General features: G+C 68.6%; 13 protein-coding genes. 4 read left to right on the top strand and 9 right to left on the bottom strand.

Annotation, left to right across the window (positions count from 1 at the left end):
• Nucleotides 1–198: 198 nt before the first annotated feature.
• Genes HII36_RS25470 through ftsE form a run of 4 tightly spaced genes read right to left on the bottom strand, consistent with a single transcriptional unit; the run spans nucleotide 199 to nucleotide 4,207 of the window.
• Nucleotides 199–2,034: a penicillin-binding transpeptidase domain-containing protein gene (locus HII36_RS25470; protein ID WP_328807883.1), complete on the bottom strand. Its 1,836-nt coding sequence runs from the start codon at nucleotides 2,032–2,034 to the stop codon at nucleotides 199–201.
• A gap of 35 nt (nucleotides 2,035–2,069) precedes the next feature.
• Nucleotides 2,070–2,537 (bottom strand): SsrA-binding protein SmpB, encoded by a 468-nt coding sequence (gene smpB, locus HII36_RS25465; RefSeq protein ID WP_173525759.1) that lies wholly within the window; start codon nucleotides 2,535–2,537, stop codon nucleotides 2,070–2,072.
• A 49-nt stretch (nucleotides 2,538–2,586) separates the two neighbouring features.
• Nucleotides 2,587–3,498, bottom strand: coding sequence for a permease-like cell division protein FtsX (gene ftsX, locus HII36_RS25460; RefSeq protein WP_173525758.1), 912 nt, complete (start codon nucleotides 3,496–3,498; stop codon nucleotides 2,587–2,589).
• Nucleotides 3,499–3,517: 19 nt separating this feature from the next.
• A complete protein-coding gene (gene ftsE, locus HII36_RS25455; protein ID WP_091079803.1) occupies nucleotides 3,518–4,207 on the bottom strand; it encodes a cell division ATP-binding protein FtsE in 690 nt (229 codons plus the stop codon).
• A 202-nt stretch (nucleotides 4,208–4,409) separates the two neighbouring features.
• On the opposite strand from ftsE, the gene HII36_RS25450 reads away from it, so the two are divergent.
• On the top strand, nucleotides 4,410–4,601 hold the full coding sequence (locus tag HII36_RS25450) for a hypothetical protein (protein ID WP_173525757.1): 192 nt from the start codon (nucleotides 4,410–4,412) through the stop codon (nucleotides 4,599–4,601).
• Here HII36_RS25450 and prfB read toward each other — a convergent pair.
• Nucleotides 4,587–5,702, bottom strand: coding sequence for a peptide chain release factor 2 (gene prfB, locus HII36_RS25445; protein WP_173525756.1), 1,116 nt, complete (start codon nucleotides 5,700–5,702; stop codon nucleotides 4,587–4,589). The two genes, HII36_RS25450 and prfB, sit on opposite strands and share 15 nt — an antisense overlap.
• A gap of 47 nt (nucleotides 5,703–5,749) precedes the next feature.
• Here prfB and HII36_RS25440 point away from each other — a divergent pair, with 47 nt between their 5' ends.
• Nucleotides 5,750–6,784, top strand: coding sequence for a hypothetical protein (locus HII36_RS25440; RefSeq protein ID WP_173525755.1), 1,035 nt, complete (start codon nucleotides 5,750–5,752; stop codon nucleotides 6,782–6,784).
• Between the two features lie 42 nt (nucleotides 6,785–6,826).
• Here HII36_RS25440 and HII36_RS25435 read toward each other — a convergent pair whose 3' ends face one another.
• From HII36_RS25435 to HII36_RS25420, 4 genes are all read right to left on the bottom strand, one after another.
• The gene (locus tag HII36_RS25435; RefSeq protein ID WP_173525754.1) at nucleotides 6,827–11,701 is read right to left on the bottom strand and encodes an NAD-glutamate dehydrogenase; all 4,875 of its coding nucleotides are present in this window, start codon (nucleotides 11,699–11,701) and stop codon (nucleotides 6,827–6,829) included.
• 38 nt (nucleotides 11,702–11,739) lie between these two features.
• Nucleotides 11,740–12,543: a tryptophan 2,3-dioxygenase gene (locus tag HII36_RS58770; RefSeq protein WP_217369948.1), complete on the bottom strand. Its 804-nt coding sequence runs from the start codon at nucleotides 12,541–12,543 to the stop codon at nucleotides 11,740–11,742.
• 85 nt (nucleotides 12,544–12,628) lie between these two features.
• Nucleotides 12,629–12,826: a zf-HC2 domain-containing protein gene (locus HII36_RS25425; protein ID WP_173525753.1), complete on the bottom strand. Its 198-nt coding sequence runs from the start codon at nucleotides 12,824–12,826 to the stop codon at nucleotides 12,629–12,631.
• The gene (locus tag HII36_RS25420; protein ID WP_328807882.1) at nucleotides 12,826–13,377 is read right to left on the bottom strand and encodes a sigma-70 family RNA polymerase sigma factor; all 552 of its coding nucleotides are present in this window, start codon (nucleotides 13,375–13,377) and stop codon (nucleotides 12,826–12,828) included. Before HII36_RS25420 ends, HII36_RS25425 begins: the two co-directional genes overlap by 1 nt.
• 110 nt (nucleotides 13,378–13,487) lie before the next feature.
• Here HII36_RS25420 and HII36_RS25415 point away from each other — a divergent pair, with 110 nt between their 5' ends.
• Together HII36_RS25415 and HII36_RS25410 are read left to right on the top strand one after the other, a co-directional pair.
• On the top strand, nucleotides 13,488–14,147 hold the full coding sequence (locus HII36_RS25415) for a DUF4142 domain-containing protein (RefSeq protein WP_173525752.1): 660 nt from the start codon (nucleotides 13,488–13,490) through the stop codon (nucleotides 14,145–14,147).
• Nucleotides 14,134–14,502, top strand: a 369-nt coding sequence (locus HII36_RS25410) for a hypothetical protein (protein ID WP_217369947.1), incomplete at its 3' end; no start/stop codon positions are given. The genes HII36_RS25415 and HII36_RS25410, both read left to right, overlap by 14 nt.

Genomic DNA, 14,502 nt, shown 5'->3' with positions numbered 1-14,502 from the left:
ACCCCCGGGAACGCGGCACAGCAGCACGCGTTCCCGGGGGCCGACCGGCAGGGTCGAGCCGGTCCGGACGGCAGGACTTCCCCCGAGATGAAGTCCTGATCTCATCACGGCGACTGGATCCGCAACCCCCCGAGCGGGCCCAGTCATTGAGTAAGACGCGACGAGGCCCGCCGATGGTTGCTCCGCGTCGCGACTATTTCACTGGGTGTTGCCGAGGGCGGAGAAGAAGCCGCCGGCCACCGCCGAGGCGTCGTAGTTCTTGGTCAGCACGGCGATCGCCACGTCACCCTGCCAGCCGACGAACCAGGTCATCCCGCCGCCCGCGGTGGCCTTGATGCCGTACACCTTGGCCCGGCCCGCCTGCGCGGGGGTGTTCAGCGCGCCGGCCCGCATCATCGCGGTGAGCGCCTGCTTGACCTTGGGGTCGACGGCGACGGGCTGCGGCGGCGGTGCGGGCTCGCTGTCCGCGCTCGGCGCGGGCGGCTTGGGGTCGGTCACCAGCACCGGCGGACGCCAGGTGCCCGAGGCGGCCGCCCCGGCCATCAGCGCCATCGTCAGCGGGCTCACCTGGACGCTCTCCCCGGCGATGGCCCTGGCCTTGTCGGCGTCGGAGGCCAGGGACGGCATCGAGCCGCTGAACGACTTCAGCGGCAGCCGCCACTGCTCCCCCACGCCGAACGCCTTCGCGCTGTCGGTCAGGTCGGCGGCGCTGACGCGGCGGGCGAGCGAGGCCAGCGCGGTCACGCAGCCCCTGGCGAACAGGTCCTGGAAGGTGGCCGAAGGGACCGGGCTGGCGTGCACGAACTTGGCCCCGCCCACCGTGCGCTCCGACGGGCAGGCCAGCCGCTGCTTGACGTTGAACTTGCCCTTGATCAGCGCGTCGGCGGCCACGATCGAGAACGCCGTGCCCGCGGGGAACTTCCCGGCCAGTGCGTCTTTCTCCTGGTGCAGCCCGCGGGTGGAGACCGCGCGGATCTCCCCGGTGGACGCCTGGACCGCGACCAGCGCGCTGGTGCTCGTCTCGGACACCGCCCGCTCGGCCGCGGCCTGCATGGCGCTGTCGATGGTGGTGGTCACCGAGACGTTCTGGCGGCCCGGCCACTCCTGCAGCAACGCGGCCTGCTTGCCGGTCTTGAGATCGAGGGTGATCACCCTGGTCTCGGTGGAACCGGTCAGATAGTCCTGGTAGGCGCGCTGCAGGCCGCTCTGCCCGATGGAGTCGCCGGCCCGCTGGGGGCCGCCGAGCTTCTGCTCGCTCTGCGGCGTGAGCGCGCTGACCTTGCCGACGATCTGCTTGGGGTCGGCCGGGTCGAGCGGCTGCGGCACCATGTCGGTCTTGATCAGTGGGATCTCCGCCAGGCGCGACTTCATCGAGTCGTACTTGGACTGGCCGAACGTGACCAGTTGCACGAACTTGTCGGGCGGCGACGACCTGATGCGGCTCAGCAGCCGGTCTTGCGCGTAGCCGGTGACCTCGGAGAGCTTCGCGACGACTTCTTCGACCTGGTCGCCCAGCTTGGCCGGGAACACGCCGACCACGTACAGGTAGGCCTCGCTCTGCAGCGGGTCGTTGTTCCTGTCGACGACCGGCCGGCGCGGGTTCGGCTCAGGGTCGACCGCGAACCGCTGACCCTCCTTGAGCTGGGGATGCAGCACGGACGGCGACCAGCGCACCTTCCACCTGCCGTCGACCAGGTGCAGCGGCAGCGCGCTGTGGTACACCCACAGCGGGTTGTTCTCCCCCAGGTCGACCTCGGCGCGGAAGTCGGCCTTGGACTCCGCGCCGTTCACGGTGACCCGCTGGATCTTGAAGCGGAACGAGGCCGCGTCGAGCTCCAGCTTGGCGTCGGACAGGGCCTTGCGCACGGTCGCGTGATCGCCGTCGGTGCGGCCGGCGGCCAGGTCGTAGTCCTCCGACTGCCAGCCCACCAGGAAGTCGCGAATCGCGTCGTGCGGCGAGGACTCCTCGAAGCACGCGGTCAGCGTCGTGCTCGCGACCGCCAGGGTGACGGTCGCGGCAACGGTACGGCGCACCCTGTGCGACGGTTTCCAGCTCATCGGCTTCCGGTTCACCTGTTGGCGTGCCGCAACGCCCGAGCCATCTCCCGCTTGGCCTGCTGCTCGGCCAGCGACTGCCGCTTGTCCCAGTCTTTCTTGCCCCGGGCGATGCCGATCTCGACCTTGGCCCGGCCGTCCTTGAAGTACAGCGACAACGGCACGATCGTCAGCCCGCCCTCCTTGATCTTGGCGGCGAGCTTGACGATCTCCTTGCGGTGCAGCAGCAGCTTGCGCTTGCGACGGGCCGCGTGGTTCGTCCACGTCCCCTGGGCGTATTCGGGGATGTACACGTTGAGCAGCCACGCTTCGTCGTCGTCGATGGTGGCGTAGCCGTCGACGAGCGAGGCGCGGCCCTCGCGTAGCGACTTCACCTCGGTGCCCTGCAGCACGAGACCCGCCTCGAAGGTGTCCTCGACGTGGTAGTCGTGCCGAGCACGCTTGTTCTGGGCGATGACCTTCCGCCCGGTCTCACGTGGCATGCTTCGACCTTACCGGCCCATGGAGCGGAGCGATTCGATCGAGCACGCGCTACACCCTGAGGTAGCGGCGCAGCGTCACGAACGAGGCCAGCACACAGATGAGCACGCCGATGATCATCGTGTACGTGATCGACTCGGCCACCGCGTCCCACCCGAGCTGGGCGCCCGTCGCCCCACCGGTGTACTTGGCCAGCTCCTCGAAGAGGAAGACCTTGGTCACGATCAGCATGATCGCCGAGAAGACGCCGCCGATCAGGCCGGCGATGACGCCTTCCATGACGAACGGGAGCTGGATGTACAGGTTGGACGCGCCGACCAGCCGCATGATGCCGGTCTCCCTGCGCCGGTTGAACGCCGACAGCCGGACCGTGTTGCCGATCAGCAGCGCCGCCGCCAGCACTAGGATCACCGCGACGACCACCGCGGCCGTCCGCAGCAGGTCGAGCAGGTCGAAGAACTTCGACAGCAGGTTGCGCTGGTCGATGACCTCGGAGACGCCCGGCTGGCCCTGGATCGCCTGGATGACCGGCTGGTAGTTCTCCGGGTCGGTCAGCTTGACCCGGTACGACTCCGGCATGTCCTCGACCTTGGCCACCTTGACCAGGCCCTGGTCGGCGCCGTAGGTGTCCTGGAAGTTCTTGTACGCGGTCGCCTGGTCCTCGTAGAAGACCTCCTGGACCCCGTTGACGCCTTCGATGTGGGCCTTGAGTGCGTTCCGCTGCGCGGGCGAGATCTCCTTCCCCTTGCAGGACGGCATCGTCGCGTTCTTCCCGCACATGAAGACCGAGATCTCGACCTTGTCGTACCAGAAGCCCTTCATCAGCGAGACCTGAGTGTTGATCAGCAAGCCCACGCCGAGCATGGCCATGCCGACCGCGACGGTGATGATGACCGCGATGGTCATGGTGAGGTTGCGACGGAGGCCGATCCAGACCTCGGAGAAGATGAAATTCGCCCGCATGTTCTGTCTGCCGCTCCTGTCAGTACGCCTGGCCGTAAACGCCACGCGACTGGTCACGGACGATCTTGCCGTCTTCGAGCTCCACGACACGCTTGCGCATGGAGTCGACGATGGCCGCGTCGTGCGTGGCCATGACAACCGTGGTGCCAGTCCTGTTGATACGGTCGAGCACCTTCATGATGCCGATGCTCGTCGCCGGGTCGATGTTTCCCGTCGGCTCGTCGGCCAGCAGGATCATCGGCCGGTTGACGAACGCGCGGGCCATGGCGACGCGCTGCTGCTCGCCGCCGGACAGCTCGTCGGGCATCCGGTGGGCCTTGCCCTCCAGGCCGACCAGCTCGATGACCTCGGGCACCACCTTGCGGATGAACCGCCGGGGCTTGCCGATGACCTCGAGCGCGAACGCCACGTTCTCGTAGACGTTCTTGTTCGGCAGGAGCCTGAAGTCCTGGAAGACGCAGCCGATACGGCGGCGCAGGTGCGGCACCTTGAAGTTGGAGAGGCGGGCCAGATCCTTGCCTGCGACGTGAATCGCACCGGAGTTGGGCCGCTCCTCCTTCAGGATCAGACGCAGGAACGTGGACTTGCCTGATCCCGAGGGACCGACGAGGAACACGAACTCGCCCTTGTCCACGTCGACGGAGACGTGGTCGAGAGCGGGCCGGTTCTGGTTCGCGTAGACCTTGGTGACATTATCGAAATGGATCACGAGAGCATCACGGCATGCCAGTCTAGGGGTCAGGACGGAAGCGAGGGTGGCACATGCCCACTTCCCGCCGCTGGCCGACCGGGGGCGTCGTCTTTACTGATGATCGACGTTCCGATTGGCCAGAGCACAGTCTAGGGGGAAGACTGGCATGGAACGTCCATAACGGAAACAAAACGATTGTGCGGCTAGACTTGGGGCTGTCATGAGTTGCGAACACCTCGTATGCGCGCAGTGCGCCCACCCCGTCATCGAGGGACGTTGCGCCCTCTGCCGCGCCAACAGGGAGCGGATGCACAACCACGGCTTCGCCGGGCTCTCACCCGCGCTCATCGTGGTCGTGCTGACCGCCCTGTTCTTCGCCACGCTGGTGCTGCGGCACCTACTCGCCGCCTGACTCCTGGCGCCGCATCCAGCGGATCTCCGCCTCGATGAAGCCGTCGAGGTCGCCGTCGAGCACGGCCGACGGGTTGCCCGCCTCCGTGCCCGTGCGCAGGTCCTTCACGATCTGGTACGGGTGCAGCACGTAGTTGCGGATCTGCGTGCCCCACGACGTGGTCGTGGCCCCGCGCAGCTCCGACATCTTCTCGGCCTCCTCCTGCCGCTTGCGCTCCAGCAGCTTGGCCTGCAGGACGTTCATCGCCGACGCCCGGTTCTGCAGCTGCGAACGCTCGTTCTGGCAGGAGACCACGATGCCGGTGGGCAGGTGGGTGATGCGCACCGCCGAGTCGGTGGTGTTGACGCCCTGGCCGCCGGGGCCCGAGGACCGGTAGACGTCGATGCGCAGGTCGTCCTCGTTGATGTCGATGTGGTCGGTCTGCTCGACGACCGGCACGACGTCTACGCCGGCGAACGACGTCTGGCGGCGGCCCTGGTTGTCGAACGGGCTGATGCGCACCAGGCGGTGGGTGCCGTGCTCGCCGCGCAGCGTGCCGTAGGCGTAGGGGGCCTTGATGGCGAAGGTGGCGGACTTGATGCCCGCCTCTTCGGCGTAGGAGGTGTCGTAGACCTCGGTGCCGAAGCCCTTGCGCTCGGCCCAGCGCAGGTACATGCGCAGCAGCATCTCGGCCCAGTCGGCCGCGTCGACGCCGCCGGCCTGGGAGTTGATCGTGACGAGGGCCTCGCGGGCGTCGTACTCGCCGTTCAGGAGGGTGCGTACCTCCATGGCGCCGATGTCGGACCTGAGCGAGTCGAGTTCCTTGTCGGCCTCGGCCCGGGTGTCGTCGTCGCCTTCCTCGGCGGCCAGCTCGTAGAGGACCGTCAGGTCGTCGAGGCGGCGCGCCAGACCTTCGACGCGGTTGAGCTCACCCTGCATGTGCGAGAGCTTGCTGGTGACCTTCTGCGCCTTGTCGGGGTCATCCCACAGGTCGGGTGCGGCAACCTGCGCCTCCAGCTCCTCGATCTGCTTGCGCATTGCGTCGAGGTCGAGCACGTCCTGGATGCTGCGGAGCGTGTTCGCGAGCTCGTTGATCTCTTCTGCCGGATCGATGCCTGCCACGTCTCCCTAGGGTACGCGACCCTCGCGGGCCCGAATAACATGGCGAGGTGCGTGGATTCGGTCAGCGGGGGAGGGTGCTGGCGCTCACCGCCGGCCTGCTGGCCGCGGCGACCGCCTGCACGAGCGCGCCCGCACCCACTCCGACCAGGTCCGCGGCCCAGCCGAGCACGCCGGCCGCGCGGAGTTCCGCGGCCGCCGAGCCGCTGGTCACGCCGAAGCTGGCCGCCAAGATCTTCGCCGAGGTCACGCTTCCCGGCAACGATCTGGCGCTGGCCACCACGGCCCCGGCGTTCGAGAACCGGGTGCGCATGGCCGTGGAACTGGTCCGCGACGGGCAGCTCGACCTGACGAAGGCCGCCTACGCGACCAGCGGCTCCCGGCCGCCGCAGCGCGTGTGGGGCCGGCCGACGTTCCTCATCCCCAGGTTCGCGCCCGGGGAGAAGGCGCCCTGGTTCAGCGCGCTGGTCACCCGCGACGGGCAGCAGACCCTGCTGACGTTCCGCGGTCCCGCCTGGGCGCTCAGCTCGGCGGCCCAGCTCCTGCCCGGCGCTCAGTTCCCGCAGGTCAAGCTCGACGACGAGGGATACGCCACCGCGCTGCCGCCCGACGACAAGTCGATCACCATCTCGCCCCGCTACATGGGCCCGGTGCACGCCGCCGTGGCCGAGGCCGGGGCCAAGGGGCCGACGGCCGGGCTGATCAGCGAGGGGCCGTACACCACGGAGATCGCCGGCCAGATCACCGATGCACGCGACGCCGCGAAGCTGGCGATGTGGAGCTACGACTCGATCTTCAGCCCCGACACCTATCCGGCCTTCGCGCTGCGGACCACGGACGGCGGCGCGCTGATCCAGTACTCGCTGTCGCGCAGAACGACCATGGAGAACAGGACCGACAGCTCGTACCACCCCAGGCCCGTGCCCGAGTCCGCCCGCTGGGCGGTCGGGGCCGCGTGGGCGACCAGGGGATACAAGTTCACCGAGGTGCACCAGTACGCCGTGGCGGTCCCGCCGTCCACCGCCCCGCGTCCGGCCGACCTCATCGCCCACGACGGCGGTGTGACCCAGGGCAGCAAGGTATAGGACCTCGTGGGCGGGCCGGGAAGGCCCGCCCACGGCCGGCTCCTACGCCTCCGTGCGCGGCAGGCTGCTGGCCGCCACCAGCGTGCGGATGGCCCGCAGCGCCACCGACAGCGTGGCCAGGTCGAAGTTGTCGCTCTCCCAGATCTCCGACAGCGTCTGCCTGGCCCGCGCCACCGCCGCCGTGTTGGCCTGCGACCACCTGGCCAGGCGCTCCTCCGGCGGCAGCCCCGGCGCGCTGTGCGACAGGACGTCCTGGGTGAGCGAGGCGTGCGCGGCGTACAGGTCGTCGCGCAGCGCCGAGCGGGCCATGGAGTTCCACCGGTTGTCGCGGGGCAGCGCGATGATGCGCTCCCTGATCCTGGCCAGCTGCAGGCGGTCGGCCAGGTCGAAGTAGACCTCGGCCACCTCGTTGACCGGCCGGCCCGTCAGCGACGAGATCTCCACCAGGTCCAGCGTCGAGTACGCCGGGACCATGGTGGCGACCCGCTCGGCCGGCTCGACCGGCACGCCGCGGGCGATGAACGAGTCACGCCGCTCCTCGTAGGCGTGCAGGTCGGGCCCGGTCAGCAGCTTGGGGATGTGCGTGGCCAGACCGTTGACGCCCTTGACGAAGAAGCTCACCGAGCCGGCCAGGTCGAGCGGCGGCCGCCGGTTGACCAGCAGCCAGCGGGTGCCGCGTTCGGCCAGCTTGCGCGCCTCCAGCAGCATGGCCAGCTGGGTGGCGGTGTCGACCTCGTTGTCCAGCGACTCCACCGCCCGGTAGAAGCCGGCCAGGTCGAACACCTCGCGGGCGACCAGGTAGGCCCGCACGATGTCCGGGGTGGAGGCGCCCGTCTCCTCGCCGAGCCGGAACATGAACGTGGTGCCCATGGAGTTGACCAGCTCGTTCACCACGCAGGTGGTGATGATCTCGCGGCGCAGCGGGTGCGCGTCCATGTACGACCTGAACCGCTCGCGCAGCGCCGACGGGAAGTACGACACCAGCCACGAGGCCAGGTACGGGTCGTCGGGCAGGTCGGAGCCGAGCAGCTCGGCGTCGACCACGAGCTTGGTGTAGGCCAGCAGCACCGAGAACTCGGGCGCGGTCAGGCCGAGCCTGGCCTGGCGGCGCTCGGCCAGCGTCTTGTCGGACGGCAGGAACTCCAGCTCCCGGTTGACCAGCCCGTCGCGCTCCAGCTTGCGCAGGTAGCGGGCGTGGATGTGGAGCATGTCGACCGACTGCGCGCGGGTCGCGGCCAGCACCACGTTCTGCGCGTAGTTGTCGCGCAGCACCAGGTCGGCGACCTCGTCGGTCATCGAGGTGAAGACCTGGTTGCGCTGCTGGTCGGTCAGCTCGCCGTCGCGGACGACCTGGTCGAGCAGGATCTTGATGTTGACCTCGTGGTCGGAGGTGTCGACCCCGGCCGAGTTGTCGATGAAGTCGGTGTTGACCAGGCCGCCGTTCAGCGCGAACTCGATGCGGGCGAGCTGGGTGAAGCCCAGGTTGCCGCCCTCGCCGATGACCTTGCAGCGCAGGTCGGCCGCGTTGACCCGGAGCGCGTCGTTGGCCTTGTCGCCGACGTCGGAATTCGGCTCCGTGTTGGCCTTGACGTAGGTGCCGATGCCGCCGTTCCACAGCAGGTCGACCGGGGCCTTGAGGATGGCGCTGATCAGGTCGTTGGGCGCGAGCGAGGCGACGCCCTGGTCGATGCCGAGCGCCTCGCGCATCTGCGGGGTGATCTGGATCGACTTGGCGGTGCGCGGGAACACGCCGCCGCCGGCGGAGATCAGCCGCGCGTCGTAGTCCTCCCAGGAGCTGCGGGGCAGCGCGAACAGGCGCTGCCGCTCGGCGAACGAGCGGGCCGAGTCCGGCGACGGGTCGACGAAGATGTGCCGGTGGTCGAAGGCGGCCACCAGCCGGATGTGCTGCGACAGCAGCATGCCGTTGCCGAACACGTCGCCCGACATGTCGCCGATGCCGGCCACGGTGAAGTCGGTGGTCTGCACGTCCACGCCGGTGGTGCGGAAGTGGTACTTGACCGACTCCCAGGCGCCGCGGGCGGTGATGCCCATGGCCTTGTGGTCGTAGCCGATGGAGCCGCCGGAGGCGAACGCGTCGCCCAGCCAGAAGCCGTACTCCTTGGCCACGCTGTTGGCGATGTCGGAGAACGTGGCGGTGCCCTTGTCGGCGGCGACCACCAGGTAGGTGTCGTCGCCGTCGTGCCTGACGACGTCCGGCGGCGGCACGACCTTGCCGTCGACCAGGTTGTCGGTGACGTCGAGCAGGCCGGAGATGAACATCCGGTAGCAGGCCACGCCCTCGGCGAGCACGTCCTCCCTGGTGCCGGACACCGGCGGACGCTTCACCACGAATCCGCCCTTGGAGCCCGTGGGCACGATGACGGTGTTCTTCACCATCTGCGCCTTGACCAGGCCGAGGATCTCGGTGCGGAAGTCCTCCATCCGGTCCGACCAGCGCAGGCCGCCGCGGGCCACCTTGCCGAAGCGCAGGTGCACGCCCTCCACGCGCGGCGAGTACACGAAGATCTCGTACTTCGGCCGCGGCAGCGGCAGCACGCTGATCGCCTGCGGGTCGAACTTCAGCGAGATGTACGGCTTGCGCTCGCCGTCGACGGTCTGGAAGTAGTTCGTGCGCAGGGTCGCCTGGATCATCTCCAGGTACGCCCGCAGGATCCGGTCCTCGTCGAGCGAGGCCACCTCGTCGAGCGCGCCCAGGATCTCCTCGCTGAGCGCCTCGACCAGGTCGATGCGCACGTCGTCGGAGCGCCTGGGGTCGAGCCTGGCCTCGAACAGCCGCACCAGCAGCCTGGCCAGGCGCACGTTGCCTTCGAGCACCCGCTCCATGTACCGCTGCGAGAACGTGCTGCCGGCCTGGCGCAGGTATTTGGCGTACACGCGCAGGATCTGGGCCTGCTCCCAGGTCAGCCCGGCGCGCAGGACCAGCGCGTTGAAGTTGTCGGCCTGGACCTGGCCCTTCCACAGGGCGGTCAGCGCGTCCTGGAACAGCCGCTTGAAGTCGTTCCTGTCCACCTCGTCGGACGGCTGGTAACGCACGCCGAAGTCGTAGATCCAGGCGTTCTTGGTGTGCGGGTCGTTGTCGCGGTCGATCTCGTAGGGACGCTCGTCCACGACCTCGACGCCGAGCCGCTGGATCAGGGGCAGCGCGTGGGACAGCGAGATGGGCGAGCCGACCTTATAGATCTTCAGCCGCCGCTCCCCCTCGGCCGCGTCGTACGGCTCGTAGAGGTTGATGCCGACTTCCTCGTCGTCGCCGCCGGCCACGAGCTGCTCCAGGCGGCGCAGGTCGACCACGGCCACCTTGGGCGGGAAGTCCGCCTTGTAACCCTCGGGGAAGGCCGCCTGGTAGCGCCTGGTCAGCGCCGGGGCCTCCTCCTCGGAGGTCATCTCGCTCAGCGCGGAGGCCAGGTCGTCCTCCCAGGAGCGGGTCAGCGCGGCCAGGCGCGACTCCAGCTCCTCCACGTCCACCTTGGGCGGCGGGAGCTGCTTGCCGCGCTCGCCGCGCACCACCACGTGCAACCGGGCCAGCACGGACTCGCCGATCATCGCGCTGTAGTCGAGCGCGGTGCCGCCCAGGGCCTTGAGCAGCAGCTCCTGCATCTTCAGCCGCACCTTGGTGGTGTAGCGGTCACGCGGCAGGTAGATCAGGCAGGAGATGTAGCGGCCGTAGTCGTCGCGCCGCAGGAACAGCTTGACCTGCTTGCGCTCGCGCAGCCGCAGCACGCCCATGGCGATCGGCAGCAGCTGCTCGGCGGAGGTCTGGAAGAGCTCGTCGCGCGGGAACGTCTCCAGGATCTCGATCAGGTCCTTGCCGTCGTGGCTGTCGGGCGACAGCCCGGCGTGGTCGAGCACCTCGGCCAGCTTGCGGCGCAGCACCGGGATCCTGGAGATCGACTCGTTGTACGCCACGTGCGTGAACAGGCCGAGGAAGCGGCGCTCGCCGATGACCTCGCCCTCGGGCGAGAACAGCTTGACCCCGATGTAGTCGAGGTAGGCCGCGCGGTGCACGGTGGCGCGGGAGTTGGCCTTGGTGATGATCAGCAGCTGCTTCTCGCGGGCCTTGGCGCGCACCTCGGCGGGCAGCGCGGAGAAGCTCTCCGAGCCGACCTTGTCGTCGCGCAGGATGCCCAGCGCCGCGCCCGGCATCGCGCGCAGCGTCTCGCCCTCGTCGGTGTGCTCCAGGCGGTACTCGCGGTAGCCGAGGAAGGTGAAATGCCCGTCGGCGAGCCAGCGCAGCAGGTCGAGGCTGTCCTCGACCTCCGCGGGCTCCAGCGGCGGCGGGTTCATGCTCAGGTCTTCGGCGGTCTGCACGGCCAGCGCGCGCATCTTGGCGAAGTCCTCGACCGCGTGCCGCACGTCGGACAGCACCCGCTGGAGATCGGCCTCCAGCCCCTTGAGCACGTCGGGGTCGGCCTGCCTGTCGATCTCGATGTGCATCCAGGACTCGACCAGCATCTGGCCGGTGACGTCCTCCTGGCCGCGGTGCAGCATCCGGCCCGTCATGTCGCGCCGGACCCGCATCTGCGGGTGCACGACCAGGTGCATGCCGATGTCGTGCCGGTCGAGCTCCATCGTCACCGAGTCGACCAGGAACGGCATGTCGTCGGTGACCACCTCGACCACCGAGTGGCCCGGGTCCCAGCCGTTCTCCTCAAGCGTGGGGGTGTAGGCGCGCACCACCGCCCTGCCCTGTGGACGCACCTCGGCCAGCTGCCGCTGCGACATGGCCGGGCCGTACACGTCGACGGGATTGCGCTCCAGCAGGTCCTCCGGCGCCACGTGCCGGTAGTAGAACCGCAGGAAGGACAGCGCCTCCTCGGGGTTCACATGGTCACTGCCGGCCGCGCAGCTTTCCGCGGCTCTCTGGAGCAGCTCATCCTTGGCCTCGTCGAGCGGCATTTCGCTCTCACTCCTTTGTGAGGGTTTGCCATAGCTGTTCATAGCCAGGCCCTTAGTTCCCACAACAGTGGGAAATAGTGCAGGCGCGTCCTGCTTCGCAGGTAGGGCGCGCCGGTCGAACCGCCGGTGCCCGACTTGGTGCCGATCTGGCGTTCGACCATCTGGACGTGACGGGTCCGCCACTGGGCGGCCGTCTCGTCGTGGGTGAGCAGGTCTTCTGCCAGTTGCCACAGGTCGTCGTGGGAGCGGCGGTCCCTGGCCACCGTCAGCAGCGACTCCATGATCTCGGCGTCGGAGACCGGCAGGCCGCGCAGGGAGAGCGCGGCCAGGTAGGCGTCCCACAGGGTGGGCTCGGTCAGGCGGCGGCGCAGCCGGTCGAGCTCGGCGTCGCCGGCGTTCCTGAAGCTCGTCAGGTACCGGTCGTTCTTCAGTCCCGAAAGGAACTCCAGCTCGCGGAACTGCACGGACTGGAAGCCGCTGGCGGGGGCCAGCTCGGCGCGGAACTCCAGGAAGTCCTGGGGCGTCATCGTCTCCAGGACCTCCACCTGCTCCACCAGCACCCGCTCCACCGCGTGCACGCGCTGGAACTGGTGCCTGGCCAGCCAGAGCTCGCCGGCGAACATGGCCTCGCGCGCCACCTCCAGCTCGTGGAGCAGCAGCTTGAACCACAGCTCGTAGACCTGGTGGACGGTGATGAACAGCAGCTCGTCCGGAGCCTGTGACTGGGGCTGCTGTTGCGCGAGCAACTCGGGCAGGCGGAGGTAGCCGCCGTACGACAGCCGGCCGCCTTCCTCGCCGAACCGCCGGTGCGGAGGGACGGGCGCATCACCGTCGATGCCCACCGAACACCTCCCCCTGAATCGCCCGGCCTTGTTCACCGAGCGTGTGCCTCGCCGTAACCGATACCACCCGAAAAGGGCACAGACGTCAACGCGACATCGACATCGGGGGGTCGTCGCCCGAAGCGGAGGATATGTGCTTCAGCTCGTCGAGCTGTTCGGGCAGTTCAGCCAGCTCGACCAGCTCCGCCTGGCACTTCTCGCACGTTTCGAGGTGGCGCTCGAACTCCTCCAGCTCCTCTTCGTCGAGGACGCCGAGGACGTAGGCGGCCACCCCGTCGTGCATCAGCCGGCTACCCCCTTGTCCCGGAGCAGTTCGCGGAGAGCCCGGATCCCGTAGTAGAGCCGGGACTTCACCGTGCCAGGCGGGATCCCCAGAATCTCCGCCGCTTCACTTATCGTACGGTCTCGGAGGTAGGTGTGTTCAATGACTTCGCGGTGTTCTTCGGACAGCCTGCGGAGCGCGTCGGCGACGACGATCGCCGACAACGCCCTGTCTGAGCTGTCGGGCACCGCGAGCATGTCGACTTCCGGCGGCTCGACCTCGTGAGGCCTGACGCTCTTGCGCCGCCGTCCGTCGATCACGATGCGGCGGGCCACTGTCAGCAGCCACGCCCATATCAGGCTTGGTTCCCATTGCAGTCTTGCCGAGTTTCTCCAGGCCCTGACGAGCGTCTCCTGCACAACGTCTTCGGCCCATTGAAGATCGTTACCGGTCGACTTGCGTACGTGGCGCAGCAGAGGGCCGCCGAACTCCTGGTAGAGCACCGCGATGCGATGTTCCGCCTCGGCATCCGCACTCTCGAACCTGCCGTCGAGGTGACCTAGCACGGGCACATCTTTACACCTTCGTTATCACTCTGATGGCCACTCCGATAACTCCAGTCATTTCTAACTATCTCCGGCGATGAGTGAACCGGTCGTAGTAAGTACGCGTACCTCCGACCATGCACAGGCTTTTGCGCGGCGAGGTGCTGATGTTCGCCGGCTTCGCCGTGGCGGCCGCGGTCACGATCCTGCTGGTGATGCCGCCAGGAGTGGCGCCCGTCGCCAGCGTGCTCTGGACGCAGTCGCCGTCAGGACCGCTCGGGCCGGCCGACCGTGACCTGCTGGTGAAGGTACGCCAGGCCGGCCTCTGGGAGATGCCCGTCGGCGAATGGGCCGAGGAACGCGCCGAGTCGCAAAGGGTCAGAGAGGTCGGCCGGATCCTCATGGAGGACCACATGAAACTCGACGCCATCACCGTCAAGCTGGCGGCCAAGCTGGACGTTCCGCTCCCCGACCAGCCCAACGCCGACCAGCAGCGGTGGATGGCCCAACTGGGCGCCGAGAGCGGCGCCGCCTTCGACGAGGACTTCGCGAACCTGCTGAGAGCCGCGCACGGCAAGGTCTTCGCGACCATCGCGAGCGTCCGCGCCGGGACGCGCAACAACGAGATCAGGAAGTTCGCCACCACCTCGAACAGCTTCGTGCTCAAGCACATGACGCTCCTGGAGTCCACCGGTCTCGTCGACTACGGCGACCTTCCCGAACCCCCGACACCCTCACCCGCTCCACCCGTCGCCTCGGCGGCGGTCGATCCAAGGAGACAACATGAGGAGATCTAGACGCATGGCCGCGGCCGTGTCGGCATTAGCCCTGATGGCCGGTGGGCTGGTGGCGACGTCCGCCGTCGGCGCGGCACCGGCCGCCGCGGAGATCTGCGACCCGGCGCAGCAGGGCAGGCAGACGCCGCGCCCAGGCAACCGCCAGGCTCCCGACCAGCAGAACCGCGACCAGGGCGACCAGAACGACCTGAACCCCGACCAGCAGGGCGAGGACGACCCCGGTCAGGACGACTTCGGCCAGGACGACTTCGCGCAGGGCGGTGGCCGGGCCGTGCTCGACCCCGAGCAGTCGCCGGAGCCGTCGCCCGAGTCGTCGCAGAGCCAGGCCCCCAGGCGCGGCCGCACGACCCCGACC

This window comes from Nonomuraea antri (assembly GCF_013283785.1).
GTDB classification, from domain to species: Bacteria; Actinomycetota; Actinomycetes; order Streptosporangiales; family Streptosporangiaceae; genus Nonomuraea; species Nonomuraea antri.
The sequence above is the reverse complement of the archived record's forward strand: the minus strand, read 5'-3'. Positions and strand labels throughout refer to the sequence as shown.